26 protein-coding genes and 1 tRNA gene are annotated in these 26,098 nt (G+C 58.4%); 12 read left to right on the forward strand and 15 right to left on the reverse strand.

The genetic code is table 11. The features are described from left to right. Window positions 1-89 precede the first annotated feature (89 nt). Window positions 90-1,331, forward strand: a complete 1,242-nt coding sequence (gene agp, locus FHC52_RS03610) for a bifunctional glucose-1-phosphatase/inositol phosphatase (protein WP_008499833.1) — start codon at window positions 90-92, stop codon at window positions 1,329-1,331. A gap of 36 nt (window positions 1,332-1,367) precedes the next feature. Here the strand turns inward: agp and FHC52_RS03615 are convergent, their stop codons facing one another. Continuing rightward, a complete protein-coding gene (locus FHC52_RS03615) occupies window positions 1,368-1,595 on the reverse strand; it encodes a YccJ family protein (protein WP_008499832.1) in 228 nt (75 codons plus the stop codon). A gap of 20 nt (window positions 1,596-1,615) precedes the next feature. Continuing rightward, window positions 1,616-2,212 (reverse strand): NAD(P)H:quinone oxidoreductase, encoded by a 597-nt coding sequence (gene wrbA, locus FHC52_RS03620; RefSeq protein ID WP_008499831.1) that lies wholly within the window; start codon window positions 2,210-2,212, stop codon window positions 1,616-1,618. A gap of 391 nt (window positions 2,213-2,603) precedes the next feature. Between wrbA and FHC52_RS03625 the strand changes: the two genes are divergently transcribed. The 4 genes from FHC52_RS03625 to FHC52_RS03640 all read left to right on the forward strand — a co-directional run bounded on the left by FHC52_RS03625 (window position 2,604) and on the right by FHC52_RS03640 (window position 4,669). Further along, window positions 2,604-2,774 carry a general stress protein gene (locus FHC52_RS03625; protein WP_013097201.1) on the forward strand — a complete coding sequence of 57 codons (171 nt, stop codon included), beginning with the start codon at window positions 2,604-2,606 and terminating at the stop codon, window positions 2,772-2,774. A 118-nt stretch (window positions 2,775-2,892) separates the two neighbouring features. Next, window positions 2,893-3,810, forward strand: coding sequence for a DMT family transporter (locus tag FHC52_RS03630; protein ID WP_220419920.1), 918 nt, complete (start codon window positions 2,893-2,895; stop codon window positions 3,808-3,810). Between the two features lie 61 nt (window positions 3,811-3,871). After that, a complete protein-coding gene (locus tag FHC52_RS03635) occupies window positions 3,872-4,141 on the forward strand; it encodes a DUF1778 domain-containing protein (RefSeq protein ID WP_008499829.1) in 270 nt (89 codons plus the stop codon). A gap of 6 nt (window positions 4,142-4,147) precedes the next feature. Then, the gene (locus FHC52_RS03640) at window positions 4,148-4,669 is read left to right on the forward strand and encodes a GNAT family N-acetyltransferase (RefSeq protein ID WP_032651255.1); all 522 of its coding nucleotides are present in this window, start codon (window positions 4,148-4,150) and stop codon (window positions 4,667-4,669) included. A 73-nt stretch (window positions 4,670-4,742) separates the two neighbouring features. Here the strand turns inward: FHC52_RS03640 and rutG are convergent, their stop codons facing one another. The 7 genes from rutG to rutA are packed head-to-tail and all read right to left on the reverse strand — an operon-like array spanning window position 4,743 to window position 10,177. After that, the gene (gene rutG / locus FHC52_RS03645) at window positions 4,743-6,065 is read right to left on the reverse strand and encodes a pyrimidine utilization transport protein G (RefSeq protein ID WP_045352935.1); all 1,323 of its coding nucleotides are present in this window, start codon (window positions 6,063-6,065) and stop codon (window positions 4,743-4,745) included. Window positions 6,066-6,086: 21 nt separating this feature from the next. After that, a complete protein-coding gene (rutF, locus tag FHC52_RS03650) occupies window positions 6,087-6,581 on the reverse strand; it encodes an NADH-dependent FMN reductase RutF (RefSeq protein WP_023327078.1) in 495 nt (164 codons plus the stop codon). A gap of 9 nt (window positions 6,582-6,590) precedes the next feature. After that, a complete protein-coding gene (locus tag FHC52_RS03655; RefSeq protein ID WP_126287632.1) occupies window positions 6,591-7,181 on the reverse strand; it encodes a malonic semialdehyde reductase in 591 nt (196 codons plus the stop codon). A 9-nt stretch (window positions 7,182-7,190) separates the two neighbouring features. Further along, complete coding sequence (rutD, locus tag FHC52_RS03660; protein WP_021240807.1) at window positions 7,191-7,991, reverse strand: pyrimidine utilization protein D; 801 nt, start codon at window positions 7,989-7,991, stop codon at window positions 7,191-7,193. Window positions 7,992-7,998: 7 nt separating this feature from the next. Next, window positions 7,999-8,385: a pyrimidine utilization protein C gene (gene rutC, locus FHC52_RS03665; RefSeq protein WP_008499822.1), complete on the reverse strand. Its 387-nt coding sequence runs from the start codon at window positions 8,383-8,385 to the stop codon at window positions 7,999-8,001. An 11-nt stretch (window positions 8,386-8,396) separates the two neighbouring features. Further along, window positions 8,397-9,086 (reverse strand): pyrimidine utilization protein B, encoded by a 690-nt coding sequence (gene rutB, locus FHC52_RS03670; RefSeq protein WP_047745127.1) that lies wholly within the window; start codon window positions 9,084-9,086, stop codon window positions 8,397-8,399. Then, window positions 9,086-10,177: a pyrimidine utilization protein A gene (rutA, locus tag FHC52_RS03675; RefSeq protein ID WP_021240805.1), complete on the reverse strand. Its 1,092-nt coding sequence runs from the start codon at window positions 10,175-10,177 to the stop codon at window positions 9,086-9,088. Before rutA ends, rutB begins: the two co-directional genes overlap by 1 nt. Before the next feature lie 245 nt (window positions 10,178-10,422). On the opposite strand from rutA, the gene rutR reads away from it, so the two are divergent. Continuing rightward, window positions 10,423-11,061 (forward strand): HTH-type transcriptional regulator RutR, encoded by a 639-nt coding sequence (gene rutR / locus FHC52_RS03680; protein WP_045417154.1) that lies wholly within the window; start codon window positions 10,423-10,425, stop codon window positions 11,059-11,061. Here rutR and FHC52_RS03685 read toward each other — a convergent pair. Together FHC52_RS03685 and putA are read right to left on the reverse strand one after the other, a co-directional pair. Beyond that, a complete protein-coding gene (locus tag FHC52_RS03685) occupies window positions 11,058-11,453 on the reverse strand; it encodes a lysozyme inhibitor LprI family protein (RefSeq protein ID WP_008499817.1) in 396 nt (131 codons plus the stop codon). The two genes, rutR and FHC52_RS03685, sit on opposite strands and share 4 nt — an antisense overlap. Window positions 11,454-11,554: 101 nt before the next feature. Further along, on the reverse strand, window positions 11,555-15,517 hold the full coding sequence (gene putA / locus FHC52_RS03690) for a trifunctional transcriptional regulator/proline dehydrogenase/L-glutamate gamma-semialdehyde dehydrogenase (RefSeq protein ID WP_095428620.1): 3,963 nt from the start codon (window positions 15,515-15,517) through the stop codon (window positions 11,555-11,557). A 423-nt stretch (window positions 15,518-15,940) separates the two neighbouring features. On the opposite strand from putA, the gene putP reads away from it, so the two are divergent. Beyond that, a complete protein-coding gene (gene putP, locus FHC52_RS03695) occupies window positions 15,941-17,449 on the forward strand; it encodes a sodium/proline symporter PutP (RefSeq protein WP_008499815.1) in 1,509 nt (502 codons plus the stop codon). Window positions 17,450-17,565: 116 nt separating this feature from the next. Further along, entirely contained in the window at window positions 17,566-17,985 is a 420-nt protein-coding gene (locus tag FHC52_RS03700) for a DUF3574 domain-containing protein (RefSeq protein WP_126289413.1), read from the forward strand. Between the two features lie 70 nt (window positions 17,986-18,055). Here the strand turns inward: FHC52_RS03700 and FHC52_RS03705 are convergent, their stop codons facing one another. After that, on the reverse strand, window positions 18,056-19,240 hold the full coding sequence (locus FHC52_RS03705) for a NupC/NupG family nucleoside CNT transporter (RefSeq protein WP_126289415.1): 1,185 nt from the start codon (window positions 19,238-19,240) through the stop codon (window positions 18,056-18,058). 251 nt (window positions 19,241-19,491) lie between these two features. Between FHC52_RS03705 and efeU the strand changes: the two genes are divergently transcribed. From efeU to phoH, 4 genes are all read left to right on the forward strand, one after another. Then, a complete protein-coding gene (gene efeU, locus FHC52_RS03710) occupies window positions 19,492-20,325 on the forward strand; it encodes an iron uptake transporter permease EfeU (RefSeq protein ID WP_008503506.1) in 834 nt (277 codons plus the stop codon). Window positions 20,326-20,365: 40 nt separating this feature from the next. Next, the gene (gene efeO, locus FHC52_RS03715) at window positions 20,366-21,493 is read left to right on the forward strand and encodes an iron uptake system protein EfeO (protein ID WP_021240800.1); all 1,128 of its coding nucleotides are present in this window, start codon (window positions 20,366-20,368) and stop codon (window positions 21,491-21,493) included. A 5-nt stretch (window positions 21,494-21,498) separates the two neighbouring features. Beyond that, complete coding sequence (gene efeB / locus FHC52_RS03720) at window positions 21,499-22,782, forward strand: iron uptake transporter deferrochelatase/peroxidase subunit (protein ID WP_100122427.1); 1,284 nt, start codon at window positions 21,499-21,501, stop codon at window positions 22,780-22,782. Between the two features lie 500 nt (window positions 22,783-23,282). Continuing rightward, window positions 23,283-24,071, forward strand: a complete 789-nt coding sequence (gene phoH / locus FHC52_RS03725) for a phosphate starvation-inducible protein PhoH (RefSeq protein ID WP_008503509.1) — start codon at window positions 23,283-23,285, stop codon at window positions 24,069-24,071. 153 nt (window positions 24,072-24,224) lie between these two features. Here phoH and FHC52_RS03730 read toward each other — a convergent pair. From FHC52_RS03730 to FHC52_RS03740, 3 genes are all read right to left on the reverse strand, one after another. Next, a tRNA-Ser gene (locus FHC52_RS03730) sits at window positions 24,225-24,312 on the reverse strand. A gap of 147 nt (window positions 24,313-24,459) precedes the next feature. Beyond that, window positions 24,460-25,137: an isochorismatase family protein gene (locus FHC52_RS03735; RefSeq protein ID WP_023327087.1), complete on the reverse strand. Its 678-nt coding sequence runs from the start codon at window positions 25,135-25,137 to the stop codon at window positions 24,460-24,462. A 20-nt stretch (window positions 25,138-25,157) separates the two neighbouring features. Then, window positions 25,158-26,018 carry a pirin family protein gene (locus FHC52_RS03740; protein ID WP_126289417.1) on the reverse strand — a complete coding sequence of 287 codons (861 nt, stop codon included), beginning with the start codon at window positions 26,016-26,018 and terminating at the stop codon, window positions 25,158-25,160. Window positions 26,019-26,098 lie beyond the last annotated feature (80 nt).

The following is a 26,098-nucleotide window of genomic DNA, read 5'->3' on the forward strand; positions in this document are numbered from 1 at the left end:
TAATCATCAGTTTGAGAAATGCTTCCCGGAAAATTGTGACGAACCTGTCACACTGAACGCGACATTTTAAAACGAGTGAGGAATTAGGGATGAGAAAAGCACTACTCGCGCTGGCAGTCGCCGGTTCCATTTCAGCAACGTTTGGCGTACAGGCGCAAGAGACGCCGGAAGGGTATCAGCTGGAGCAAGTTTTAATCATGAGCCGTCACAACCTGCGCGCGCCGCTGGCCAATAACGGCAGCGTGCTGGAGCAGTCCACGCCGAAGCAGTGGCCGGAGTGGGAGGTGCCGGGCGGCCAGCTCACCACCAAAGGTGGCGTGCTGGAGGTCTATATGGGGCACTACATGCGCGAGTGGCTCGCGCAGCAGGGGATGGTGAAGACGGGAGAATGTCCACCGGCGGATAGCGTTTATGCTTACGCCAACAGCCTGCAGCGCACCGTCGCCACCGCGCAGTTCTTTATCACCGGCGCGTTCCCGGGCTGCGATGTGCCCGTGCACCATCAGGAAAAAATGGGCACCATGGACCCGACATTCAATCCGGTGATTACCGATAACTCGCCGGAATTCCGCGAAAAAGCGCTCAAGGCGATGGAGTCCGAGCGGCAGAAAATGCAGCTTGGTGAAAGCTACAAGCTGCTGGAGCAGATGACCAACTACGCCGACTCGCCGTCCTGCAAAGAGAAAAAGGTCTGCTCGCTGGCGGACGCGAAAGATACCTTCAGCGCCGACTATGAAAAAGAGCCCGGCGTTTCCGGGCCGCTGAAGGTGGGTAACTCGCTGGTGGACGCGTTCACGCTGCAGTATTACGAAGGCTTCCCGGCCGACCAGGTCGCCTGGGGCGAAATCAAAACCGACCAGCAGTGGCGCGTGCTGTCGAAACTGAAAAACGGCTATCAGGACTCGCTGTTTACCTCTACCGAGGTGGCGCAAAACGTGGCGAAACCGCTGGTGAAGTATATCGATAAAACGCTGGTCACCGAGCAGGCGAAAGCGCCTAAGATCACCCTGCTGGTGGGGCATGATTCGAACATTGCTTCCCTGCTCACCGCCCTCGATTTCAAACCGTACCAGCTGCACGACCAGCAGGAGCGCACCCCGATTGGCGGCAAGATTGTCTTCCAGCGCTGGCATGACAAAAATGCCAACCAGGAGCTGATGAAAATTGAGTATGTCTATCAGAGCTCAGAGCAGCTGCGCAACGCCAGCGTGCTGTCGCTGCAGTCTCCGGCGCAGCGCGTGACGCTGGAGCTGAAGGGCTGCCCGGTGGATGCGAACGGCTTCTGTCCTGTTGATAAATTCAATGCGGTGATGAATAACGCGGCGAAGTAAAGGAGAACCCCCCGCGTGATGGCGGGGGGGAAACGCTTAAACGTTTTTACGTTCGATGGTTTGCTCACCCCAGAAGAGCGAGTCTTTGTCCGTTTTTTCGAAGGCGCGCACCAGCACTTCATCGTTGCCTTCTTCCCAAATCTGCTCGGCCAGCTTTTCATCGTATTTCGCGACTTCAAAGATAGCTTCGGCAATCTCCGGAGAGGTGTTGCGTAAACTTGCCCATTCGCCCACGTGGTGAGCTTTGGATTCTTGAGTTGGCATGCTTGTCCTCCTGTTGGGTGTTAGCCGTTGAGTTTTTTGGCCAGACCCGCGACGTATTCACCCTGATAGCGGGCGATAGACAGTTCTTCATTGCTTGGCTGGCGTGAACCATCCCCACCGGCAATGGTGGTTGCACCGTACGGCGTACCGCCGCGCACCTGGGAAATATCAAACAGCTCCTGCGCGCCGTAGCCAATTGGCACAATCACCATCCCGTGATGAGCAAGGGTAGTCCAGGTTGAGGTAATCGTCTGCTCCTGACCGCCGCCGGTCCCGGTAGAGCTGAATACGCTGGCGAGTTTGCCGTAGAGCGCCCCGGATGCCCAAAGTCCGCCGGTTTGATCGAGGAAGGTGCGCATCTGGCCTGACATATTGCCGAAGCGGGTTGGGGTGCCGAAGATAATGGCATCATAATCCGCCAGCTCCTGCGGGGTGGCGACCGGGGCGTTTTGTGTTTTTCCCCCGGCTTTCGCGAAGGCTTCTGCCTGCATGGTTTCCGGTACGCGTTTCACCACAACCTCAACGCCGTCAACCCTGTTTGCACCTTCTGCTACCGCGTGAGCCATGGTTTCAATGTGTCCATACATGGAATAATAGAGCACCAGAACTTTTGCCATTTTGCTTCACTCCTCGTTGGTTTCTCTGACAGCGGATCGCTGCGCTCTTTTAAAGATATGTCATCACAGCCAGACTGCAAAAATGAACGCCATTTATTTGATTTATAACAACATGAGGAGAAAAATGGCTTTGTAGCAAAATGATACAACTTTCCCGGTGCGGATTTTTAAAATGATAAGAAAGGCTTATGAATTACCGCCGCGTCATCTCACCCGAAAGACTGAGATCATGTTGCAGGATATTACCTTCGGCTTGCCGGATAACCTCATTCCACTAAGCTTAGTTTCACGCGGCACAGATAAAGGCGTTGTCCTTGAGCCGCGAGGTGAAAGAATCCTCTTTTACTGAATGCAATATGATGTCTAATGTTTCACACTCTGGAGGTTAGAGATGGCAAACCATCGTGGTGGTTCAGGTAATTTCGCAGAAGACCGTGAAAGAGCATCAGAAGCAGGCCGTAAAGGTGGCCAGCATAGCGGGGGGAATTTTAAAAATGACCCTCAGCGCGCATCTGAGGCTGGCAAGAAAGGGGGGAAAAACAGCCATGGCGGTAATAAGTAATTCGCCGGGTTGACTCCCTGCCGCCGGGTTTCCCCCGGCGGTTTTTTTATTCCTGCAACATTGAACTGTAACCAAAGGCAACGCACACTACAGAATTGTTCTCATTTGCTGGTGCCGCATGTCTGTCTCACGCTTTAAGTTCTCCGTAAAACCACAGGAAGCCATCCTCATTCTCATCACCATGTTTTGGGGCGGGACGTTTCTGGCCGTTCAGTACGCGGTGACCCTCAGCGATCCGTTCTTCTTTGTCGGCCTTCGCTTTGCGACGGCGGCGTTAGCCGTGGGGCTAATATCCCTTAAAACGCTGCGGGGTCTGACGCTGAAAGAGCTTAAGGCGGGCGTGGCGATTGGGGTGGCGATAGCCATGGGCTACAGCCTGCAGACGTGGGGATTGCAGACCATCTCCAGCAGCAAATCCGCGTTTATCACTGCCATGTATGTGCCGCTGGTGCCGCTACTGCAATGGCTGTGCCTGGGGCGGCTGCCGGGTCTGATGGCCTGTATTGGCATCGTGCTGGCGTTTATCGGCCTGATCTTACTGGCCGGGCCGGAAAACAATCTTCTGGCGCTGGGGCCGGGCGAGATCATTACCCTGATTGGGGCGATTGCCATTGCGGCGGAGATTATTCTCATCAGCGCGTGGGCGGGCAAGGTCGACGTCAAACGGGTGACGGTGGTGCAGCTCGCCACGGCCTCGCTGGTGGCCTTTGCGACGATGGTGCCGGCAGGGGAGTCCGTGCCGCCGATGTCCACGGGCCTGGTCGTGGTGGCGCTGGGGCTCGGTATCTTCAGCGCCATTATCCAGGTCACCATGAACTGGGCGCAGCGCAGCGTATCGCCAACGCGAGCAACGGTCATCTACACCGGCGAGCCGGTCTGGGCAGGGATTTTTGGGCGACTCGCCGGGGAACGTCTGCCGCTGCTGGCCCTGGTGGGCGCGGCGTTTATTGTCGCCGGGGTGCTGGTGAGCGAGTTGAAGCTCAGAAAGCGTCGGAACCCGGTGAGCGACATGACTGCTGAAGAAGGTTTAGATTGAAAAAATAGACGGGTTTATCTACGATGTGTACGGATAAATACCGTACACGGTGAAGTAAACCATGCCAGCACTGAAAAAACAGCGTATCGATCTTCGCTTAACGGACGAAGACAAAACAATGATTGAAGAAGCGGCAGCGATGACGAATCAAACGATCACCCAGTTTATGGTGAACAGTGCGTCAGAGCGGGCAGCGGAAGTCATCGAGCAGCACCGCCGTCTCGTATTAAACGAAGCATCCTGGAATGCGGTGATGGATGCCATCGACAATCCACCAGAGCCAAATGAACGCCTGAAGCGAGCGGCGAAACGTCTTCGAAACATGGAGTGAAGCGTCGTGGACAATCTCACGATCGAAATGTTTTCAGAGGGAAAAGACTATGATTTCAGGGACTTCGATTGTGGTGAACCCTCGCTAAATGTCTTCCTCACAGAACATCTGGTGCGTCAGCACAATGGGCGTATTTTACGAGGCTATTTGCTTAAAGATCGCGATGGTCCGCGGGTCCTGGGCTATTACACGTTGTCTGGTAGTTGCTTTGAAAAAGCGATGCTGCCTTCTAAGACTCAGCAGCGTCGGATCCCTTATAGCAACGTACCGAGCGTAACGCTGGGACGTCTGGCGATACATAAAGACTTACAGGGGCTGGAGTGGGGAACGACGCTCGTCACACATGCCATGCGGGTTGTCTATCTGGCATCGCAGGCGGTGGGTGTACACGGAATATTTGTTGATGCACTCAACGACCAGGCAAAACAATTTTATCTGAAGCAGGGCTTTATTCCATTGACGGATGAAAACAGCCATTCTCTTTTCTTTCCTACAAAATCTATCGAACGACTGTTTGAGCAGGCGTGATTGCCTGACATAAAGGTGTTCTTAGCGAACATAAAGGTCGGGTAAGGCATCGCCGTCACCCGACATTGAGATTTCACGACTCCTGACGCACCACCTCGCCCTGCGGCGCAGCGGCCATCCGGCGGCTCAGCAGGGCGTTAAGCAGGATCGCGCCGAAGGTCGCCGTGCCAATCCCGCCGATCGTAAACCCGCCCAGCGTCAGGGCAAAATCGCCCGCGCCCAGCACCAGCGTAACGGCCACCATAATCAGGTTGCCGTTCTGGCTGAGATCGACGCGATGCTGCACCCAGATGCGCGCCCCGGCCACGGCGATCAGCCCAAACACCACGATTGATGCCCCGCCGATGACCGGTGACGGAATGGTATGGATCAGCGCGCCGAACTTCGGCGAGAAGCCGAGCAGCATCGCCATCACCGCCGCCGCCACGAAGACCAGCGTCGAATAGACTTTGGTCACCGCCATCACGCCGATATTCTCGGCATAGGTGGTAACGCCGCTGCCGCCCACGGAACCGGAGAGCATGGTCGCCAGCCCATCGCCGACGAACGCGCGGCCCATGTACGGGTCCATGCTGCGTCCGGTCATTCCCGCGACCGCCTTCAGGTGGCCCAGATTTTCCGCCACCAGGATAACGGCGACGGGGGCGATAAGCATCATCGCCTGGGTGTTAAAGGTGGGGGAGGTGATCTGCGGCAGGCCGAACCAGGCGGCCTGATGCAGCAGCGTAAAATCAACCGGCTTGCCGAGACCAAAAACGTTTGCCAGCAGGGCATATACCAGACAGGCGACAATCAACCCGACCAGGATCAGCAGCCGCTGGATCATGCCCCGCGTAAAGACCGCCACCAGACCGATGCACAGCACGGTCACGACGGCCATCCAGCTTTCAAACGGCGAGCCGGAGACGCTTTTCACCGCAATCGGCGCAAGGTTCAGACCGATCGCCATTACTACCGCGCCGGTGACGACGGGGGGCATCATGCGTTCGATCCAGCGCGTGCCGATCTTCATCACCACCAGACCAATCAGGGTATACACCAGACCGCAGGCGATGATGCCGCCGAGGGCCACGCTCAGGTTGGGGTTGATTCCCTGGCCGTTAAACCCGGTGGTGGCGATCACCACGCCGACAAAGGCGGCGCTGGATCCCAGATAGCTGGGCACGCGCCCGCCGGTGACAAAAAAGAACAGCAGGGTGCCGATACCGGACATCAGAATCGAGAGGTTGGGATCGAGTCCCATCAGCATCGGCATTAGCACCGTGGCGCCAAACATGGCGACCGCGTGCTGGACGCCCATCACCATCGTCTGCCCGAGCGGGAGGCGTTCATCCGGCGCGACCACGCCAGCGTCTGTGGAGGTCGATTTCAACTGCCAGTGGGGAAATCCGAACATGGTCTGTCTCCTTAGAGCGCCTTAACAGGCGGGTCGCATCAGCGCGTGGTAGCCGCGGTCAAACCACACCAGCCCTTGCGGCGCCGGGTGGCGAATAATCGAAACGATGTCGCAGAACAGAATGTCATGGGTGCCGACGCTCACCACCTGGCTGATGCGGCAGTCAAACGAGGCCAGCGCATCCTCCAGACGCGGACAGCCCGTGTCGCCCGTTTGCCAGCGGGCGGCGGCGAAGCGTTCTTCCATTGGCGTTTTGCCGCCAAACAGGTTTGAGAGCGGCTCCTGTCCGGCGCTGAGGGTATTCACGCAAAGGGTGCGGTTTTCGCTGAACGTCGGCCAGACGGACGCGCCGCGGTTCAGGCACACCAGCAGGGTGGGTGGTGAATCCGTAACGCTGCACACCGCGCTGGCGGTGAAGCCTGCCATCCCCGCCGGACCGTCGGTGGTGATGATATTCACCGCCGCGCCAACGCAGGCCATGGCGTCGCGAAAGGTTTGCTTATCCGGTGTCGTCATGATCGCTCCTTACGCCAGCCCGCAGGCATCGTCGAAGGTCAGGCGCGGCAGGCGGCCGTAAAGTTTGCCCGGGTCGCCGTAGCCAATGTTGATCAGCAGATTGCTTTTAAGCGTCGTGCCGGTGAAAAAGGCCTCGTCGACCTTTTGGCGGTCAAAGCCCGACATCGGGCCGGTGTCCAGCCCCAGCGCGCGACAGGCGAAAATCATGTAGGCGGCCTGCAGCGAGCTGTTGCGAAAGGCGGTTTCTTCCGCCAGCGCGGGGCTTGCGGTAAACCAGCTTCTGGCATCGCCGTGCGGGAACAGTTCAGGCAGGCGCTCGTAGAATTCACTGTCCCAGGCGACAATCGCCGTGACCGGGGCGGTGAGCGTTTTCTCCAGATTGCCGCTGGAGAGCGCCGGGCGGAGCTTCTCTTTTCCCTCCGCGCTTCGCACAAACACAATCCGTGCCGGGGAGCAGTTGGCCGAGGTTGGCCCCCATTTCATCAGGTCGTAGATTTCGTGCAGCGTCTCGTCGGTGACGGCAATATCCTGCCAGCCGTTATGGGTGCGGGCGCCGGTGAACAGGGTTTCCAGCGCGGCGGGGGTAATGGCTTCGCTCATTAAGGCTCCTTATAAAGCGTGTTCATGACTGTGCAGCAGGCTGGCAAGCCCGTTCAGCAGCAGGGTGTTGAAGGTGTCCGGCTCGGTGACGTTGCAGGCATGGCCGCCCTGACGCATCACCGCGCTGTGGCTGTGCGGGATGGCCGCCTGCAGCTCAGACGAGCAGACAGAGGGCACCAGCATGTCGTCGGCGGAACAAATGATCTGTACCGGGCAGCGGATGCGTGCGGCGTGGCGGCTGAAGTCGGCCTTTTTCAGGGCGCTGAGCCGGTGCAGCAGGTTGGCTTTGCCCTGGAAATGGGCCAGCGCCAGCGCTTCTTCGGCCTCCAGACGGGGGGCGCGAGCGGCCATCCAGTCTGCCGGGTAGAGAAACAGCGGCTGCGCCTCAACCCACGCCTGTGGGCCGCCGTAATGCAGCAGGCGTTCGCGGATCTGAAAGCAGCGGCGGGTATGCGCGCTGAGGGTCAACCAGCCGTTGACGCACACCAGCGCGGTGAGGGCGTCGGGGCGGTCGAGGGCCAGCTGCAGGCCGACCAGTGCCCCCAGCGCATGGCCGACGACGCTGTAGCGGGCAATCCCGGCCTCAGCCAGCGCCTGGGCCAGTTCGTCCGCCATCTGTGCCAGGCTGTATCCTTCCGGCAGGGCGTCGGGGTTATTGCCCGTTCCGCGCTGGTCATAACACACCACCTGATACTCGGGTTCCAGCGCGGCCAGCTGGGGCAGCCAGTAGCTGCCGCTGCCGCCGAGACCGGCAATAAGGACCACCACGGGCGCACCCTCATACGGGGGCGGTGAGACGGAGAGTTTCATGCCTGCCTCACTTCGCGATGTGCGCAACGGTGGCGATCTCAACCAGCGCGTCCGGCTTCACCAGCCCGCACTGAATGCAGAATCGGGCCGGCTTATCGCCGGGGAAGAACTCCGCGTAGATTTCGTTAATCGCGGCGTAGTTTTTCCAGTCGGTAATAAAGATGCTGTTGAAGGTCACGTCTTCCATCGTGCCACCCGCCGTTTCGATCACGGTTTTGATCGTCTCCAGCACGTGGCGGGTTTGCGCCTTTGGGTCGTTGATAAACACCACGTTGTTGTCTTTATCAAACGGCAGCGTGCCGGAGACATACACCACGCCGTCGGCAAGGGTGCCGGGGACAAACGGGGCGATGGGCGTGCTGGTGCCCGGCGGGATGATTACGGATTTCGGCATCGTGTGTCTCCTCAGGCGATACGGGCGAGCGGAGGAGTCAGGGCGTCGCAGAACTCCGCAACGTTACTGACCCAGCCAAAAAAGGTTTCGATATTGAACAGGGCCGCCTTCTGGGCGAATTCCGGCCCGGCCTGATGGGTCGCGTCTTCCAGCACCACGCCGAAATACTCGAGGAAAAAGCCGTCGCGCAGGGTCGACTCCACGCAGACGTTGGTGGCAATGCCGGTGAAGACCAGGTGGCGAATGCCCCGGCTGCGCAGCAGGCTGTCGAGCGGGGTGTTGAAAAAGCCGCTGTAGCGCGGTTTCGGCAGGACAATATCGTCCGCCTGCGGGACCAGCTCATCCACCAGCTGATAATCCCAGCCGCCCTTCGCCAGCAGCTTGCCCTGCAGTTCGGGCCGTTTACGCATGGTTTTCAGGGCGTTCGACTTGTGGAAGTTCGGTGAACCGGGGCCACCGGCCTCAACGTACTGGTCGTCCCAGCCGTTCTGGAACCATATGATAAGCATGCCCGCGGCGCGCGCGGCGGCGACGGCGGTTTTAATGTTCTCAATCACAGGCCGGGTGGCGGAGACGTCGAACCCCGCCAGATCCAGATAGCCGCCCTGACTGGCGTAGGCGTTTTGCATGTCCACCACGATCAGTGCGCTTTGCTGGGGCGCGAAGGTGATGGCTTCCGGGCGTGCGTTAAGTGTCGTCATTACGCCACCTCCTTCGTGACGGCAGGGATGTGGGCGCGGCACTGCATCAGCGGCTGGATGCGCTCGCCGAAGGTTTCCACGCCGGTGAGGAAGTCATCAAAGGTCAGCAGGACGCCTTCCGCCCCGGGAACGGCTGCCACTTCATCGAGCATCCTGGCGACGCTGGCGTACGAGCCGACCAGCGTGCCCATGTTGATATTGACGGCGGAGGTCGGGTCGGCCATCTGGCGAACGTTGGTATCCGCCCCGGAGCGGGTGTCCTTCTGGCTCTGCTCGGTGAGCCAGCTCAGGGCCTCCTCGTCGGCGCCCTCCTTATAGCGCACCCATTTCGCGCGTGCGGCCTCGTCGGTTTCGTCGGCAATGACCATAAACAGCACGTAGGAGCCCACGTCGCGCCCGGTTTTGTCGGCGGCCTCTTTCATGCGCGCGGCGGTCGGGGCGAAGGCGGCAGGCGTGTTAACCCCTTTACCGAAGCAGAAGTTGAAGTCGGCGTATTTCGCCGAGAACTCCATTCCCGCGTCGCTCTGCCCGGCGCAAATCACCTTCATCGGCACCGAGGGCTGCGGGCTGACGCGGCAGTCGTTCATGGTGAAGAAGTCACCCTTGAAATCGCTTTTGCCGGTCCCCCACAGGTCGCGCAGGACCTGCACGTACTCGGTCAGGTAGTCGTAGCGGCGAGAGAAGTAATCGTCGCCCGGCCAGAGACCCATCTGCTCGTACTCCGGTTTTTGCCAGCCGGTAACCAGGTTGACGCCAAAGCGTCCGCCGGAGATGGAGTCGATGGTGGAGGCCATGCGCGCCACGATCGCCGGGGGCAGGGTGAGGGTGGCTGCGGTGGCGTAGATCTGGATCCGCGAGGTGACCGCGGCCAGCCCGGCCATCAGGGTGAAGGACTCCAGGTTGTGATCCCAGAACTCGGTTTTGCCGCCGAAGCCGCGCAGCTTGATCATCGAAAGCGCAAAGTCGAAATGGTAGTGCTCCGCTTTCTGCACGATGGCTTTATTCAGCTCAAAGGTTGGCATGTATTGCGGTGCAGTGGTCGAGATAAGCCAGCCGTTGTTGCCGATGGGTACAAATACGCCAATTTTCATCACGAACCTCTCTTCATTACGTCGCAGGTGTAACGGTGTTTTTGCAAAGGCAGTGCCAGTTTTGAAAATGGCAGTGTTATTAATGTGTTAATCAGAGGTTGGTGGTTTGATGTGATTAAATGTGGACTAACTGGTCAAAAACATTGCACAGAAAACAGGCATTCATGCGCGATCGGGGTGCAGGATGTCGTGGCGAGACGGGGGTTTTGCTATGCTGAGGGCAACGCAGAATAAGGAGAGCGGGAATGGCACAAGGCGCAGTGAAAACACCAGGTAAACGTTCGCAGGCGGTGAGCGCCAAGAAGCAGGCGATCCTCAGCGCGGCCCTGGAGACCTTTTCGCAGTTTGGTATTCACGGCACGCGCCTTGAGCAGGTGGCGGAGCAGTCAGGGGTATCCAAAACCAATCTGCTCTACTATTACCCGTCGAAAGAGGCGCTCTATGTCGCGGTGATGCAGCAGATCCTCGATATCTGGCTGGCGCCGCTGAAAGCGTTCCGCGAGGAGCTGGCCCCGCTGGTGGCGATCAAAGAGTACATTCGCCTGAAGCTGGAGGTGTCGCGCGATTACCCGCAGGCATCACGGCTGTTCTGCCTCGAGATGCTGCAGGGCGCGCCGCTGTTGCAGGCGGAGCTGACCGGAGATTTAAAGCAGCTGGTGGACGATAAGTCGGCCATTATTGCCGGATGGGTGGCCAGCGGAAAGCTGGCTCCGGTCGATCCACATCATCTGATCTTTATGATTTGGGCCTCCACCCAGCATTACGCTGACTTTGCGGCCCAGGTCGAGGCGGTGACCGGAAAAACGCTCCAGGACGAAGCGTTTTTCCACAGCACCCTGGAGAACGTGCAGCGGATGATTATCGAAGGGATCCGCTTGCGCTAGTTCCCCGGTGGGAGAGGGCAGCTTAAGTCGCCCTCTTCACACTGCATCAGCGAGGCCAGAAACGCCTCGCGCTCCACGGTTTTCTCCGCCAGGCACTGATTCACGATCATCGGCTGAACGCTGCCGCCTTCCGTCCCCGAACCGATAAACGCACAGTCCGCGTCGCGCAGGGCAATCCAGGCCTGCTGCGCCTTTTTCAGCAGCTCGCGCTGAGGGGCTTCCGCACGCTTGACGGCGGCCTGATAGGTCTGGTTGAGCTTTTTGTCGGCAGCCTGATACTGCTGCGCGCTACAGGTATTCAGTTCAACCTGGGTGGTCGCTTTGTCGCACTCGTCGGCCAGCGCGCTGGCGCTCAGCAGCAGCGCTGCGCCTGCGAGAAATACTCTTTTCATCATCCCCTCCGTGTAAAAAAGCCGGATGCGCTGCGCTTATCCGGCCTACGGTTGTTTTGTAGCCCCGGTAAGCGTAGCGCCACCGGGGAAAGTTTACACGATTAACCGATGGTCATCAGGCTGGCGTTACCGCCCGCTGCAGCGGTGTTGACGCTGAGCGAGCGCTCCACGTACAGGCGTTCCAGCAACAGGTTGGTTTCGCCGCGCGCGAAGCCCTGCACCGAAACAATCGCCCCGCTGCGGGCCGCAACCTGCTCGCACAGCTCGCGCAGCTGGTCAGAATCACCGTGGTAAATGACGGCATCGAACGGCTGCGTCAGGAGCGCATCGGCTTTCGCGAAGTGAATGCGGGCCGAGACCGCTTTCGGCAGCTGTTTGGCCAGGTCGCGATGCAGCGCATCGTCCGGCCACAGCACTTCACACCCGGTGGCCATCGCGGCGGCCAGCTGTACCAGCGCGTCCTGCTCGTTATCCGCCACGCACAGAACGCGCTCGCGCGGCATCAGCGTCCAGGTATTGCGCTCGCCGGTCGGCCCCGGCAGCAGACGCTGCGTACCGGCCTGTGCCAGCTCGCCATACTGCTGCGCAATCGCACGCAGCTCTGGACGATTATCAGCCCACTTAATCAGCGCGTCCAGCGGCTGGGTCAGTACGGTTTTCAGCTGCGCATCCACCGGATACTCCGCATCCTGACGCGCCAGGGTAACGCCCAGCGCGTCCTCAGGACGGTTCGCCAGCAGACGGTACAGGTAGAGCGGACCGCCCGCTTTCGGACCGGTGCCGGAGAGGCCTTCACCGCCGAACGGCTGCACGCCCACGACCGCACCCACCATGTTGCGGTTGACGTACAGGTTGCCCACTTTGGCGCTGCCGGTCACCTGCGCGATGGTCTCGTCGATACGGGTATGCACGCCGAGCGTCAGGCCATAGCCGGAGGCGTTGATCTGCTCAACCAGCTCGTTGAGGTTGTTACGGTTGTAGCGCACCACGTGCAGTACCGGACCGAAGACCTCTTTTTTCAGCTCGTCGAAGCTTGCCAGCTCGATAAGCGTAGGCGGCACAAAGGTGCCGGAACGCCACTCGCGGGCGTCTTCGCTGTTGTCTCGCACCGCCTGGAACACCGGACGGCCTTTCGCGCGCATGGCCTGAATGTGGTTTTCAATATTGGCTTTGGCTTCCGCGTCGATCACCGGCCCGATGTCGGTGGTGAGACGGCCCGGGTTGCCCATGCGGCATTCGGCCATCGCGCCGCGCAGCATCTTCAGGGTGTGGTCCGCCACGTCATCCTGCAGGCACAGCACGCGCAGGGCGGAGCAGCGCTGACCTGCGCTGTCGAACGCGGAGGCCAGCACGTCGACCACCACCTGCTCGGTGAGCGCGGATGAGTCAACGATCATGGCGTTCATGCCGCCGGTTTCCGCAATGAGCGGCGTAGGACGACCCTGCGCATCCAGACGGGTGGCAATATTGCGCTGCAGCAGCGAGGCCACTTCGGTCGAACCGGTAAACATCACGCCGCGCACGCGGTTATCGGAGGTCAGTTTGGCGCCCACGGTTTCACCGCGGCCCGGCAGCAGCTGGACCACGCCCGCCGGTACGCCTGCCTCCAGAAGAATGTTGATGCCCTGTGCGGCAATCAGCGGGGTCTGCTCCGCCGGTTTTGCCAGCACGCTGTTGCCTGCGGCCAGGGCAGCGGCAATCTGGCCGGTGAAGATCGCCAGCGGGAAGTTCCACGGGCTGATACAGACGACCGGGCCGAGCGGACGGTGGGTTTCGTTGTCGAAATCATCGCGCACCTGACCGGCGTAGTAGTGCAGGAAGTCGACCGCCTCGCGCACTTCGGCGATGGCGTTGCTGAAGGTTTTACCCGCTTCGCGCACCAGAATGCCGATGAGCGACTGCATCTGATCTTCCATCAGCACCGCCGCGCGTTCCAGAATGGCGGCACGCTCCTGCGGCGGGGTGGCGAACCAGATAGGGGCGTTATTCACCGCGCTGTCCAGCGCCTGATCCACCTCCGCTTCGGTGGCTTCACGCACGTAGCCGACGATATCTTTTGGCTCCGCCGGGTTGATGACCGGCTGCATGTCGCCGTCAGCAACGGGCTGCTCCAGCATCGGTTTCGCCTGCCACTTCTGCAGCGCGCTGTTGAGCAGGGCAGAGGAGAGGGAAGCCAGACGGTGTTCGTTGGCGAGATCCAGCCCCGCCGAGTTGACGCGCCCCTTGCCGTACAGCTCGCGCGGCAGGGCAATCTTCGGATGCGGCAGGCCAATCTGGCCTTCCTGCGCCGCCATCTTCTCAACGGCCTGCACCGGATCGGCGACCAGCTCGTCGAGCGGCAGGGTGGTGTCGGCGATGCGGTTAACGAAGGAGGTGTTCGCGCCGTTTTCCAGCAGGCGACGCACCAGGTAGGCCAGCAGGGTTTCGTGGGTACCTACCGGGGCGTAAATGCGGCACGGGCGGTTAAGCTTGCCGTCCGCCACTTTACCGGTCACCTGCTCGTACAGCGGTTCACCCATGCCGTGCAGGCACTGGAATTCGTACTGGCCCGGGTAGTAGTTCTGCCCGGCCAGGCTGTATATCGCCGCCAGGGTGTGGGCGTTGTGGGTGGCGAACTGCGGATAGATCAGGTTCGGCACGCCGAGCAGCTTTTTCGCGCAGGCGAGGTAAGAGACGTCGGTGTAGACCTTGCGGGTGTAGACCGGATAGCCTTCCAGCCCTTCCATCTGGGCGCGTTTGATTTCGCTGTCCCAGTAGGCCCCTTTCACCAGGCGGATCATCAGGCGACGGCGGCTGCGGCTGGCCAGGTCAATCAGGTAATCAATGACGAACGGGCAGCGCTTCTGGTAGGCCTGGATCACGAAGCCAATGCCGTTCCAGCCCGCCAGCTCCGGTTCGAAGCACAGTTTTTCCAGCAGATCGAGGGAGATCTCCAGACGGTCGGCCTCTTCGGCGTCGATGTTGATGCCGATATCATACTGGCGCGCCAGCAGGGTCAGGGACTTCAGGCGCGGGTAGAGCTCTTCCATTACCCGATCGTACTGCGCGCGGCTGTAGCGCGGGTGCAGGGCGGAGAGCTTAATGGAGATGCCCGGGCCTTCATAAATACCGCGACCGTTGGACGCTTTACCGATGGCGTGGATCGCCTGCTGGTAAGAAACCATGTAGGCCTGCGCGTCGGCGGCGGTCAGCGCCGCTTCGCCCAGCATGTCGTAGGAGTAGCGGAAACCTTTATCTTCCAGCTTGCGGGCGTTCGCCAGCGCTTCGGCAATGGTTTCCCCGGTGACGAACTGCTCGCCCATCAGGCGCATCGCCATGTCCACGCCCTTGCGGATCAGCGGCTCGCCGCTCTTGCCGATGATGCGGTTCAGGGAGCGGGACAGGTTGGCTTCGTTATGGGTCGAGACCAGTTTGCCGGTGAACAGCAGGCCCCAGGTAGCGGCGTTGACGAACAGCGACGGGCTGCGGCCAATGTGCGAATGCCAGTTGCCGTTGCTGATCTTGTCGCGGATCAGCGCGTCGCGGGTGGCTTTATCCGGAATACGCAGCAGCGCTTCCGCCAGGCACATCAGCGCCACGCCTTCCTGTGAGGAGAGGGAAAACTCCTGCAGCAGACCCTGAACCATCCCGGCGCGGCCGGTGGCGGTTTTCTGGTTACGCAGTTTGTCAGCCAGCTGGTACGCCAGGCTGTGCGCCTGTGCGGCAATAGCTTCCGGCAGACGGGCCTGCTCCAGCAGCATCGGTACGGCGTCGGTTTCGGCGCGACGGTACGCACCGGTAATGGCGGCGCGGCTGACGGACTGCGGGAGGATCTGCTCGGCGAATTCGAGGAACGGCTGATGGCTTTCATCGCCAGCGGCTGGCGCGTCTTCGCTTTCATTGGCGGCACCGGCGAGCAGGGCAGGCAGCTCCGGCAGGCCCTCGTCGCTCTCGAGTCTTTCGAGATAGTTAAAAATCGCCTGCTTAATTAACCAGTGCGGCGTGCGATCAATGCGGGTTGCTGCAGTCTTAATCCGTTCGCGGGTCGCGTCATCCAGCTTAACCCCCATGGTGGTCATCCCCATGCCAAAGCTCCTGTTGTGCTTTCATCGTGTTTGGTCGTTAGCGTGAAATATCCCCCATGTTGCAACTTTGTGCAACCGTGTTAAATGTGACCTGGTTTGCAACCCAGAAAATGAATGGATTGTTAACGAATGGTTAGCTGGAAAAACGTGCTGGCTTTGTCGCGGAAAGCCTGGTTTTATGCGGGAGTTAACACTTTTCAAAGGTGCAACCCGTAAAAGCGTGAGCGAGTGCAACCTATAGGAAACTCGTATCAAACCGGGGATGAAATTGATGTAAATGCAGTGTTAAATCGTTTGTCAGCGGAGGGCGCATACGGCAGGATAGCGCGCCCAACCGAAACACAAGATACCGTCACCTCGTTCCGGTGATCATATAACAAGGCAACCCGGATGGTTGTCGCTCGACACTTTTGGAGAATTTGAATGGCAATTAGCACACCGATGCTGGTGACATTTCTCGTTTATATTTTTGGCATGATCCTGATAGGGTTTTTGGCGTGGCGTTCCACGAAAAACTTTGACGACTACATTCTGGGCGGACGCAGTTTAGGCCCGATGGTGACCGCACTCTCTGCGGGCGCATCGGACATGAGCGGATGGCTGCTGATGGGTCTGCCGGGTGCGATTTTTATCTCCGGTATCTCGGAAAGCTGGATCGCCATCGGTCTGACCGTGGGCGCGTGGATCAACTGGAAGCTGGTGGCGGGCCGTCTGCGCGTGCATACCGAGGCTAACAATAATGCCCTGACGCTGCCGGACTACTTCACCGGACGCTTTGAAGATAACAGCCGCATTCTGCGCATTATCTCTGCCGTGGTTATCCTCCTGTTCTTTACCATCTACTGTGCCTCCGGCATCGTGGCGGGCGCTCGCCTGTTCGAAAGCACCTTCGGCATGAGCTACGAAACCGCCCTGTGGGCCGGTGCGGCGGCGACCATCCTCTATACCTTCGTGGGCGGGTTCCTGGCGGTAAGCTGGACCGACACCGTGCAGGCGAGCCTGATGATCTTTGCCCTGATCCTGACCCCGGTGATTGTGATTTTCACCGTTGGCGGCTTTGGCGAATCGCTGGAAGTGATCAAGCAGAAGAGCATTGAAAACGTCGACATGCTGAAAGGGCTGAACTTTGTCGCCATCGTCTCCCTGATGGGCTGGGGTCTGGGCTACTTCGGTCAGCCGCACATTCTGGCGCGCTTTATGGCGGCAGATTCTCATCACACCATCGTTCATGCGCGTCGCATCAGCATGACGTGGATGATTTTGTGTCTGGCGGGCGCGTGTGCGGTCGGCTTCTTCGGTATCGCCTACTTTAATAACAACCCGGCGCAGGCGGGCGCGGTGAACCAGAACGCCGAGCGCGTGTTCATCGAACTGGCGCAGATTCTGTTTAACCCGTGGATTGCCGGTATTCTGCTCTCCGCGATCCTGGCCGCGGTGATGTCCACCCTGAGCTGTCAGCTGCTGGTCTGCTCCAGTGCAATCACCGAAGACCTCTATAAGGCCTTCCTGCGTAAAAACGCGAGCCAGAAAGAGCTGGTGTGGGTAGGGCGCTTTATGGTGCTGCTGGTGGCGCTGGTGGCGATTGCGCTGGCGGCCAACCCGGAAAACCGCGTGCTGGGTCTCGTGAGCTACGCGTGGGCGGGCTTCGGTGCGGCGTTTGGTCCGGTCGTCCTGTTCTCCGTCATGTGGTCCCGTATGACCCGTAACGGCGCGCTGGCGGGGATGATTATCGGTGCGGTGACCGTTATCGTCTGGAAACAGTTCGCCTGGCTGGGCCTGTACGAAATCATTCCTGGCTTCATCTTCGGCAGCATCGGTATCGTGGTCTTCAGCCTGCTGGGTAAAGCACCGTCTGCCTCCATGCAGAAACGCTTTGCGGAAGCCGACGCGCATTACCACTCCGCGCCGCCGTCTAAGCTGCAGCCGGAATAATTTTTCCCACGGAAAACCGTAGGCCGGGTAAGCGCAAGCGCACCCGGCTTTTTTCTTGCCAAAATCCGTCTTTTCCTGTGATATCCCTGTGCTTATAACAATGAGGATAGCGAAGCATGACAATCAAAACAGGGTTAATGGCGGCGGCATTATTGACGCTGGCGGGATGCAACGCGCCATCGCAACACGCAGCGGTGGAGACCTGCAAAGCGGATAGCCAGATGCAGCAAACCACGCTCTATTTCGGCTTAAACCGTCCTGCCGGGGCGCAGATTACCAGCAACGAGTGGCAGCAGTTTGTTGACCAGGACGTGACGCCGCGCTTTCGCGATGGCTTAACGGTGTTTGATGCCCGCGGGCAGTGGCTGGGGAACGACGGAAAAGTGGCGCGCGAGCCGAGCAAGGCGCTGATGCTGATCCACGGTAATGATGCGCAGAGCGAGAAGAACATCGAAGCGTTACGCGGGATTTATAAGTCCCGCTTCGCGCAGGAGTCGGTGATGCGTGTCGATCAGCCGGTGTGCGTGCAGTTTTAATGAAAACGGCGGGAATTCCCGCCGTTGTTGTTTTGTAGACCGGGATCGCTGCGCGCCACCCGGCATTGCATCAGAGCACCAACCCCGCAAAGCTCGCCGACAGCAAACTCACCAGCGTCGCGCCATACACCAGACGCAGCCCGAAACGCGATACCACGTTACCCTGCTGCTCGTTCAGGCCCTTAATCGCCCCGGCCACGATGCCGATGGAGGCAAAGTTCGCGAACGAGACGAGGAAGACGGATAAAATCCCCAGCCCGCGCGTGGACATCTGGTGCGCTATTTTCTGCAGCTCAATCATCGCCACAAATTCATTCGCCACCAGCTTGGTTGCCATAATGCTGCCCGCGTTTAAGGCATCGCTCAGCGGAATCCCTACCAGCCACGCCAGGGGATAAAATACATAGCCCAGGATCTGCTGGAAGCTCATGCCAAATACGCTGGAGAAGAGGGCATTAACGGCGCTAATAAGCGCGATAAAGCCAATCAGCATCGCCAGAATAATCATCGCTACTTTAAAACCGGCCAGAATATACTCGCCGAGCATCTCGAAGAAGCTCTGGGATTCATGCAGTTTGTCGAGCTTAACATCTGGTTCCGCTTCCGGGCGCGCCGGGTTGATGACTGAGAGGATAATAAAGGTGCTGAACATGTTGAGAATCAGCGCCGCGACGACATATTTGGCGTCGAGCATGGTCATATACGCCCCGACAATCGACAGGGAGACTGTCGACATGGCCGTGGCCGCCATGGTGAACAGACGACGCGAGGAGAGATCGCCCAGCACGCCTTTGTAGGCAATGAAGTTTTCCGACTGGCCGAGGATCAGCGAGCTCACCGCGTTAAAGGATTCCAGCTTGCCCATACCGTTCAGTTTTGACAGCAGCGTACCGATTACCCGAATAAAAATTGGCAGGATCCGCCAGTGCTGAAGAATACCGATCAGCGCGGAAATAAAAATAATCGGACAAAGCACGCCGAGGAAAATGAACGCCAGCCCTTTTTCACCCATACCGCCAAAGACGAAATTGGTGCCTTCGCCAGCAAATTTGAGCAGTGACTCAAAAAATCCTGAGACGTATTTAATCAGGAATAACCCGCTTTCGGCGTGCAGGAAAAAGAACGCCAGCGCAATTTCAATAACAATCAGCTGTAAAACAAAACGAACCCGAATTTTCCGGCGGTCAAAACTCGTAAGCCAGGCGAGCGCAAGAATAATCACCAGCGCCAGCAGGAAATGGATAATTTTAAACATGGTTTATTTTCAGTTAGGTTGTGAGGCGGATATTTAGCCACAGCCCTGAATCAGCGTAAATGGGCATTTTCGTTATAACTTATAAACCTGAACGTTACGTACGTCACTATTATCAGGCTTTGCGTTTACAACTCGTCATCAAAACACCGCACATTTCGCTTGTTTTTCTTTCCGTCGTAATGATAATCACTATCACAAGAATTTACCTTTCTTTGCATCAGTTGACCGCGATAAACATTTAAGGTGTCGGCATGTTTGTTCCATTTCTCATTATGTTACGTGAAGGGCTCGAAGCCGCCCTTATCGTGAGCCTCATCGCCAGTTATCTGAAGCGAACCCAGCGCGGGCGCTGGATTGGCGTCATGTGGGTCGGGGTATTCCTTGCCGCGGCGCTCTGCCTGGGCCTGGGCATTCTCATTAACGAAACCACCGGCGAGTTCCCGCAGAAAGAGCAGGAGCTGTTTGAAGGTATCGTCGCCGTGATTGCGGTGGTGATCCTCACCTGGATGGTGTTCTGGATGCGTAAAGTCTCGCGTAACGTGAAGGTGCAGCTGGAGCAGGCGGTGGATAACGCGCTGCAGAAGGGGAACAACCACGGCTGGGCGCTCATTATGATGGTCTTTTTCGCCGTCGCGCGTGAAGGGCTGGAGTCTGTTTTCTTCCTGCTGGCGGCGTTTCAGCAGGATGTGGGGATCTGGCCGCCGCTGGGGGCCGTGCTGGGCCTCGCCACGGCCGTGGTGCTCGGTTTCCTGCTGTACTGGGGCGGTATCCGCCTGAACCTGGGCGCCTTCTTCAAGTGGACCAGCCTGTTTATTCTGCTGGTGGCCGCGGGTCTGGCGGCGGGGGCGATTCGCGCCTTCCATGAAGCGGGCCTGTGGAACCATTTCCAGGACGTGGCGTTTGACCTCAGCAACGTTCTCTCCACGCACTCTCTGACCGGCACCCTGCTCGAAGGTATCTTCGGCTATCAGGAAACGCCGAGCGTCAGCGAGGTGGCGATGTACTTCATTTATCTGGTTCCGGCGCTGGTGCTGTTCGCCATGCCGCCGCGTACCGGCACGCAGGCGTCGCGCGTTGCGCCGTAATTTTTGATTTAGTGACAATATACTTTTAAAGGGAAGAGTCATGGCAATTCAGTTCCGTCGTAGTGCGTTATGCGCAGGCATTGCCGCGCTGTTCGCTTCTGCATTCTCCGCCTGGGGCGCGGATGTTCCACAGGTTAAGGTCACCGTCAACGACAAGCAGTGTGAGCCGATGACCCTCACGGTGAACAGCGGTAAAACCCAGTTTATTATTCAGAACCACAGCCAGAAGGCGCTGGAGTGGGAGATCCTGAAAGGCGTTCTGGTGGTGGAAGAGCGTGAAAATATCGCCCCTGGCTTCAGCCAGAAGATGACCGCCAACCTGCAGCCGGGCGAGTATGAGATGACCTGCGGCCTGCTGACCAACCCGAAAGGGAAGCTCATCGTCAAAGGTGAAGCGACGGCCGATGCGGCGAAAGGCGCTGCGGTGCTGAGCCTGGGCGATGCAATTACCGCGTATAAGGCGTACGTCACGAAAGAGACGGCGGAGCTGGCGACGGCAACCAAAGCCTTTACCGATGCGGTGAAGGCCGGGGATATCGAAAAAGCGAAATCCCTCTATGCGCCAACCCGTCAGCACTACGAGCGCATCGAGCCGATCGCCGAGCTGTTCTCTGACCTTGATGGCAGCATCGATGCCCGTGAAGATGATTTCGAGCAGAAGGCCGCCGATCCGAAATTCACCGGTTTCCACCGTCTGGAGAAAGCCCTGTTTGGCGACAACACCACCAAAGGGATGGAGAAATACGCTGAGCAGCTGAACAGCGACGTGCTGGAGCTGCAAAAGCGCATCAGCGAGCTGGCCTTCCCGCCGTCTAAAGTGGTGGGCGGCGCGGCCGGTCTGATTGAAGAAGTGGCCGCGAGCAAAATCAGCGGTGAAGAGGATCGCTACAGCCATACCGATCTGTGGGACTTCCAGGCTAACGTCGACGGCGCGCAGAAAATTGTTAACCTGCTGCGTCCTCAGCTGCAGAAAGAGAACGGCGAACTGCTGGCCAAGGTGGACGCCAACTTCAAAAAGGTCGACACCATTCTGGCGAAGTACCGTACCAAAGACGGCTTTGAAACCTACGACAAGCTGACCGATGCCGACCGTAACGCGCTGAAAGGCCCGATTACCGCCCTGGCGGAAGATCTCTCCCTGCTGCGTGGCGTACTGGGTCTGGACTAAGCACGATGGATAAGCACAACGAGAGCGACGTGGCAGAGCCCTCACGTCGTCGGCTGTTAAAAGGGGTAGGGGCGCTGGGGGGCGCGCTTGCTCTGGCTGGCGGGTGTCCGGTGGCGCACGCGGCGAAACCGCAAAGCGCGCCCGGCACGCTGTCACCCAACGCCCGCATGGAGACGCAGCCGTTTTATGGCGAGCATCAGGCGGGCATTCTGACGCCGCAGCAGGCGTCGATGATGCTGGTGGCCTTTGATTCGCTGGCCAGCGATAAAGCCGATCTGGAACGCCTGTTCCGCCTGCTGACGACGCGCATCGCGTTTCTGACCGCCGGTGGACCGGCGCCCGATACGCCGAACCCGCGTCTGCCGCCAATGGACTCCGGCATTCTGGGGCCTTTCATCGCCCCGGATAACCTGACCATTACCGTTTCGCTGGGTGAATCGCTGTTTGACGCGCGTTACGGGCTGGCAAAACAGAAGCCGAAGGCGCTGCAAAAAATGACGCGCTTCCCGAATGATTCCCTGGACGCCGTCCTCTGCCACGGCGATCTGCTTCTGCAGATTTGCGCCAATACGCAGGACACGGTAATCCACGCCCTGCGCGACATCATTAAGCACACGCCGGATCTGCTGAGCGTGCGCTGGAAGCGGGAAGGGTTTATCTCTGACCACGCCGCCCGCAGCAAAGGGAAAGAGACCCCGGTGAACCTGCTGGGCTTCAAGGACGGCACGGCCAACCCGGACAGCCATGATAGTGCGCTCATGAAGGAGGTGGTGTGGGTCACTGCCGATCAGGGCGAACCGGCATGGGCGGTGGGCGGTAGCTATCAGGCGGTGCGCATTATTCAGTTCCACGTGGAGTTCTGGGACCGCACGCCGCTCAAAGAGCAGCAGACGATCTTCGGTCGCGATAAGCAAAGCGGGGCACCGCTCGGCATGAAGAACGAGCATGATGTGCCTGACTACGCCCGCGATCCGAATGGCGACGTGATTGCGCTGGACAGCCATATTCGTCTGGCCAATCCGCGTACCAAAGAGACGCAGTCCAGTCTGATGATGCGTCGGGGATACAGCTATTCGCTCGGCGTGACCAATTCCGGTCAGCTCGATATGGGGCTGCTGTTCGTCTGCTATCAGCACGATCTCGAGAAGGGGTTCCTGACGGTACAGAAGCGCTTAAACGGCGAAGCGCTGGAAGAGTACATTAAACCTATCGGCGGCGGCTATTTCTTTGCCCTGCCAGGCGTGCGCGACAGCAACGCGTATCTCGCGCAGGGTCTTATTGAAGCCTGATAATTGTCCCCGCAACCGTTCGCGGGGACATTATTTTTTCATATGACTATCCTGCTGTTATATTTCTGTAATATTTCTATATGAGACTGATTTCAACTGTAGGGACAGACCTAAAAGTTGCATTCAGGTAAAATAAATGTTGCATTTATGATAACTCCTGATGTACTTAAGATAAGACAGCGGTAGTTCCCGGCAGTGATGCTGAATCACTATGGAGATCGCGAATGGTTGCGTCCTGTACTGGACAAGGTAAACATAACAACCGCAGCACCCGGCGCGGAGGCTCAGACTCCGGCAGCGATTTCCTCACCACTAAATTTTCCCCCCTCCCTCAAGAATCTGATTCGACCGACGTGCAGAACGGTGCGCGTAGCTGTTCCGTATCGTCATCCGATAGTGCAAGCAATGGCTTACAAGGAAGCCAACCCTCTGATGTTCGTGCGCATAATCGTGCCGACGCTGGCGCGTGTGATGAATACCAACAACTCAAGGTGCTATCCATGGGAAGACAAAAAGCAGTGATCAAAGCTCGTCGCGAAGCAAAACGTGTGCTGAGACGGGATTCACGTAGCCATAAACAGCGTGAAGAAGAATCGGTCACCTCGCTTGTGCAGATGAGTGGCGTAGAAGCAATTGGCATGGCCCGTGACAGCCGTGATAATTCTCCAATTGTGGCGCGCAATGAGGCTCAGGCGCACTACCTGAATGCTATCGAGAGTAAACAGCTCATCTTTGCAACCGGTGAAGCCGGATGCGGGAAAACCTGGATCAGTGCAGCCAAAGCGGCGGAAGCGCTGATCCATAAGGACGTGGAAAGAATCATTGTTACCCGTCCGGTACTGCAGGCTGATGAAGATCTCGGCTTCTTGCCCGGTGACATTTCGGAGAAGTTTGCCCCGTACTTCAGGCCCGTCTATGACGTGCTGGTGAAGCGGCTGGGTGCATCCTTCATGCAGTACTGCCTGCGGCCAGAGATTGGCAAGGTGGAAATCGCGCCGTTCGCCTATATGCGCGGACGTACATTTGAAAATGCGGTCGTCATTCTTGACGAGGCTCAGAACGTGACCGCTGCGCAAATGAAGATGTTTTTAACGCGCCTCGGGGAGAACGTGACGGTTATCGTTAACGGCGATATTACCCAGTGTGACCTGCCGTCCGGCGTGAAATCCGGACTGAGCGACGCCATGTCACGTTTTGAGGAAGATGAGATGATTGGGGTGGTACGCTTCACCAAAGATGACTGCGTGCGCTCGGCGCTCTGCCAGCGCACGCTGCAAGCGTATTACTGAGTTTGCTGTTGCGTTCAAGGCCCGGGAAACCGGGCTTTGTTTTTTGTGCGGGCATGTCGTCGTGTGGCGCTGCGCTTACCCGACCTACAATACTGCATGCGTGCAATATGCGAAAAAAAAGCCCGCATTTTCATGCGAGCTCTTCTTTAAAGATGGCGGTGAGGGGGGGATTCGAACCCCCGATACGTTGCCGTATACACACTTTCCAGGCGTGCTCCTTCAGCCACTCGGACACCTCACCATATTGTTTTGCTGCCTGACCGCGTGGGGGGCAACGGGGCGCTACTATAGGGAGTTGCGCTGACACGGTCAAGCAGATTTTCAGCTTTAGTGCCTGTTCGGTTAAGCAATAATCAGCTCCACGGTTTTTACGCCGCGGAGCAGGGGATTAACGCTGTGAATCGAGCACTTCGCTGTTTTTAATCACTTCCTGCGCTTTGCTGTAGCTTTCGATCAGCAACTGATAAGCCGGGAAGATGTGGGTGTACACTTCCGCCCACTCCGCCGCATCTTCACGGTTCCAGGTACGCTGGATCTCAGAGGCCACCGCCGCCGTATCCATCGGGACCACACCGGCCTGTACAACGCGCGCCAGCGTGATCTCCTGCGCCATTTTGCTGTAGGTGCCGGAGGCATCAATCACCGCAAACACCTTATACCCGTCCGCAACCGCGCTGATCGACGGGAAGGCCATGCAGACGCTGGTAATGGTACCCGCAATGATCAACGTCTTACGCCCGGTGGCTTTTACCGCCGCCACGAATTCCGGGTTATCCCAGGCGTTGATCTCGCCTTTACGGGCAACATATTGCGCATGCGGCGCGTTGGCGTGGATCTCCGGGATAAGCGGTCCGTTCGGCCCTTGCGGGACGGATGCGGTGGTGATCACCGGGATCTTCGCCAGGGTAGCGATTTTTGCCAGCGCTGCCGCACGGGCACGCAGTTCCGGCATTGGCATATCACCAACGGTCTGGAACAGACCGCTCTGGTGATCGATAAGGAGCATCACAGCATCGTTCACATCGATGACCGGACGGGTTCCATTAAAGTTCGCAGGTGTAGACATGTTCTTCTCCTTTATTACGTTCAGAGCTGGCCGAAGCGGCCGGAATTGAAATCACGAATGGCTTCGTTGATTTCGGCTTTACTGTTCATCACAAACGGGCCATAGCCCACGATAGGTTCATTCAGTGGCTCACCCGCCATCAGCAGCACTTTGGCATCGCTGCTGGCTTCCAGGTGCAGCTTGTCGCCTTCCTGACTCAACACGACCAACTGGGCTTCACCTGCCTGAGCGGTACCGTTCACCGAGATACTGCCTTCAAGTACAACCAGCGCTGTGCTCCAGCCTTCCGGCTGAGCGAGCGTTAGATGGCTTCCCTGGTTCAGCGCGATGTCCCAGACGTTGAGCGGCGAGAAGGTGTGCGCCGGGCCGGTCACCGTGTCGTAGCGACCGGCAATAACCCGCAGCGTTCCACCATTGTCAGGCAGCGTCACCACCGGGATGTCGGCTTTCGTGATGCTCTGGTAGCCCGGTGCGGCCATCTTGTCTTTCGCCGGCAGGTTGACCCAAAGCTGCATCATTTTGAGTTCCCCGCCTTTCTGCGAGAACGCGCTGGAGTGGAACTCCTCGTGCAAAATGCCTGCGCCGGCGGTCATCCACTGCACGTCGCCGGGCCCAATCACACCGCCTTTACCCGTGGAGTCGCGATGCTCCACTTCACCGGAATAGACGAGAGTGACCGTTTCAAAACCCCGGTGAGGGTGTTGGCCGACGCCGCGTTTCGCACCGTCTGCCGGAAAGGTGTATGGACCCGCATAGTCCAGCAGCAGGAACGGACTGAGCGGCTCGCCGTGGGTTTGATAAGAGAACATTGAACGGACTGGGAAACCATCGCCAACCCAGTGCTGACGAGGAGCGGTATAAACGCCAGTGATGTTTTTCATGATTAACTCCTGATGTTCTGTTGATGTAATTAGCTTATATTCAGGGTTAATATCCCGGTAGATAGTGAAAATGGCATTCA

Origin of the sequence: Enterobacter sp. EC_64, assembly GCF_019584165.1 — a bacterium.
GTDB classification, from domain to species: domain Bacteria; phylum Pseudomonadota; class Gammaproteobacteria; order Enterobacterales; family Enterobacteriaceae; genus Enterobacter; species Enterobacter roggenkampii.

Bases quoted from the DNA above. Each gene is read 5' to 3' on its own strand.
- efeB (WP_100122427.1), top strand. From the start codon at position 21,499: ATGGATAAGCACAACGAGAGCGACGTGGCAGAGCCCTCACGTCGTCGG.
- FHC52_RS03635 (WP_008499829.1), top strand. From the start codon at position 3,872: ATGCCAGCACTGAAAAAACAGCGTATCGATCTTCGCTTAACGGACGAA.
- FHC52_RS03655 (WP_126287632.1), bottom strand. From the start codon at position 7,181: ATGAGCGAAGCCATTACCCCCGCCGCGCTGGAAACCCTGTTCACCGGC.
- rutA (WP_021240805.1), bottom strand. From the start codon at position 10,177: ATGAAAATTGGCGTATTTGTACCCATCGGCAACAACGGCTGGCTTATC.
- phoH (WP_008503509.1), top strand. From the start codon at position 23,283: ATGGGAAGACAAAAAGCAGTGATCAAAGCTCGTCGCGAAGCAAAACGT.
- rutF (WP_023327078.1), bottom strand. From the start codon at position 6,581: ATGACGACACCGGATAAGCAAACCTTTCGCGACGCCATGGCCTGCGTT.
- rutD (WP_021240807.1), bottom strand. From the start codon at position 7,991: ATGAAACTCTCCGTCTCACCGCCCCCGTATGAGGGTGCGCCCGTGGTG.
- rutG (WP_045352935.1), bottom strand. From the start codon at position 6,065: ATGTTCGGATTTCCCCACTGGCAGTTGAAATCGACCTCCACAGACGCT.
- rutB (WP_047745127.1), bottom strand. From the start codon at position 9,086: ATGACGACACTTAACGCACGCCCGGAAGCCATCACCTTCGCGCCCCAG.
- putP (WP_008499815.1), top strand. From the start codon at position 15,941: ATGGCAATTAGCACACCGATGCTGGTGACATTTCTCGTTTATATTTTT.
- FHC52_RS03705 (WP_126289415.1), bottom strand. From the start codon at position 19,240: ATGTTTAAAATTATCCATTTCCTGCTGGCGCTGGTGATTATTCTTGCG.
- FHC52_RS03615 (WP_008499832.1), bottom strand. From the start codon at position 1,595: ATGCCAACTCAAGAATCCAAAGCTCACCACGTGGGCGAATGGGCAAGT.
- FHC52_RS03735 (WP_023327087.1), bottom strand. From the start codon at position 25,137: ATGTCTACACCTGCGAACTTTAATGGAACCCGTCCGGTCATCGATGTG.
- efeU (WP_008503506.1), top strand. From the start codon at position 19,492: ATGTTTGTTCCATTTCTCATTATGTTACGTGAAGGGCTCGAAGCCGCC.
- efeO (WP_021240800.1), top strand. From the start codon at position 20,366: ATGGCAATTCAGTTCCGTCGTAGTGCGTTATGCGCAGGCATTGCCGCG.
- rutR (WP_045417154.1), top strand. From the start codon at position 10,423: ATGGCACAAGGCGCAGTGAAAACACCAGGTAAACGTTCGCAGGCGGTG.
- agp (WP_008499833.1), top strand. From the start codon at position 90: ATGAGAAAAGCACTACTCGCGCTGGCAGTCGCCGGTTCCATTTCAGCA.
- wrbA (WP_008499831.1), bottom strand. From the start codon at position 2,212: ATGGCAAAAGTTCTGGTGCTCTATTATTCCATGTATGGACACATTGAA.
- putA (WP_095428620.1), bottom strand. From the start codon at position 15,517: ATGGGGATGACCACCATGGGGGTTAAGCTGGATGACGCGACCCGCGAA.
- FHC52_RS03630 (WP_220419920.1), top strand. From the start codon at position 2,893: ATGTCTGTCTCACGCTTTAAGTTCTCCGTAAAACCACAGGAAGCCATC.
- FHC52_RS03685 (WP_008499817.1), bottom strand. From the start codon at position 11,453: ATGAAAAGAGTATTTCTCGCAGGCGCAGCGCTGCTGCTGAGCGCCAGC.
- rutC (WP_008499822.1), bottom strand. From the start codon at position 8,385: ATGCCGAAATCCGTAATCATCCCGCCGGGCACCAGCACGCCCATCGCC.
- FHC52_RS03625 (WP_013097201.1), top strand. From the start codon at position 2,604: ATGGCAAACCATCGTGGTGGTTCAGGTAATTTCGCAGAAGACCGTGAA.
- FHC52_RS03740 (WP_126289417.1), bottom strand. From the start codon at position 26,018: ATGAAAAACATCACTGGCGTTTATACCGCTCCTCGTCAGCACTGGGTT.
- FHC52_RS03700 (WP_126289413.1), top strand. From the start codon at position 17,566: ATGACAATCAAAACAGGGTTAATGGCGGCGGCATTATTGACGCTGGCG.